Origin of the sequence: Mesorhizobium sp. M7A.F.Ca.ET.027.03.2.1 (genome assembly GCF_003999175.1) — a bacterium.
GTDB lineage: Bacteria > Pseudomonadota > Alphaproteobacteria > Rhizobiales > Rhizobiaceae > Mesorhizobium.
In genome coordinates, this window is record NZ_RZOM01001344.1 from 1 (window position 1) to 1,353 (window position 1,353).

Here is a 1,353-nt window from a genome sequence, read left to right on the forward strand (position 1 = left end):
GAGGAAAGGAGAACCCAATGGACTCTGCTTTGAGTCCCCGCTTTTTCGCAGCTACGAAACCATCGTGACCGAGAGCGATTTTGTAAGGAAGAGGCTGTCCTTGACTTGCCCAAGCCCGGCAACGTTCTCCGCCGCAACGATCGCTGCCTTCCGTTGACGCTCGTCGACAATCGCCCCTGTCAGTTCGACAACGCCGTCGCTGACCCTCACATCAATCAAATCACCATCGCTCCACGATTGTCCCTTCAGCTCGGCAAGTACAGCCTTGCGGATCAAATCGTCATCGGGTGGCGTGGTGCCCTGTTTCGACATGGTGCGGATCAGGACGCGTAGCAAATCAGTTCGCGTGATGATGCCGACGACCCTGTCCCGATCGACAATCGGCACATTGTTGATGCGGTATTGCATCATCAAGTTTACAATATCAGCAATCGAGGCGCCTGGAGGCGCCGAAATGACGTTTGTAACCATCACCTGATGGACAATCCGTCCGTTCGATCGCGCATAGCCATCGGCGATTGTGCCAGGGCCAAGGTCAAACTCCAGCCAGCGAGGACGCGTCCGCTGCGTCCCCAGTTCCTCCCGGCGCAAGAAGTCGCTTTTGCTTACAATGCCAACAAGGGCACCGTCGCTCCCCGTTACCGGGAGGCAGCTTATTTTGTTTGAGAGCATGAGCTCGACGGCTTCGGCAATCGTCGCGTTCGCATCCGTCGTGATGACTGGCTTCGTCATTATGGCTTCGGCTTGCACGCTCACCTCCTGATTTTTTGTCAGACGATGATAGGACATCGCGGCACACGGCCCCTTGATCTGAGTCACTTGGAACGAGGGGCATCCTCCGCGCCGTCGTCGCGTTCGATGAGAATGCGCTCCGCCGCGCCGTCGAGATCCTCGTACTGGCCGCTTCTCAACGCCCACAGGAAGCCGGACAGGCCGAGTGCGCCAAGAAAAAGCGCGACGGGTATGAGGTAGGTGAGAGTGGTCATGACGATCCGACCAGTTCGTTGGCGTTGGATAGTCTTTCGCGGCGAATATTCCTGTCCGGTGAAATTGGCTCTGACGAGCGCAGCCGCAGCGCATTGCCAATGACAAGCAGTGACGAGGCGGACATGGCGATCGCCGCTATCAAAGGCGTAACGTGTCCGAGGATGGCGATCGGTACCGCGACCGCATTGTAGACGATCGCGATGACGATGTTCTGCCGGATCAAGCGTCCTGCCTGGCGCGAAACGTCCAGCGCCAGTGGGACTGCCAGGAGGCTTTCGCGCAGAAAAACGAAGTCGGCTGCATTGCGGCCAATGTCGGCGGCTGTGGCGGGCGCGATCGAGACATGCGCAGCGCTCAGCGCCGGCG

At 58.6% G+C, this 1,353-nt stretch carries 2 protein-coding genes and 1 pseudogene; all 3 read right to left on the reverse strand.

The window, feature by feature from the left end; all coding sequences use genetic code 11:
- Positions 1–51 precede the first annotated feature (51 nt).
- Positions 52–819, reverse strand: a complete 768-nt coding sequence (locus EN750_RS34495) for a CBS domain-containing protein (protein ID WP_348629643.1) — start codon at positions 817–819, stop codon at positions 52–54.
- Positions 816–986 (reverse strand): cbb3-type cytochrome oxidase assembly protein CcoS, encoded by a 171-nt coding sequence (ccoS, locus tag EN750_RS34500; RefSeq protein WP_127399290.1) that lies wholly within the window; start codon positions 984–986, stop codon positions 816–818. The genes EN750_RS34495 and ccoS overlap by 4 nt, the downstream gene beginning before the upstream one ends.
- Positions 983–1,353 (reverse strand): annotated as a pseudogene (locus EN750_RS34505) (nitrogen fixation protein FixI); the annotation flags it as partial. The pseudogene EN750_RS34505 and the gene ccoS, both read right to left, overlap by 4 nt.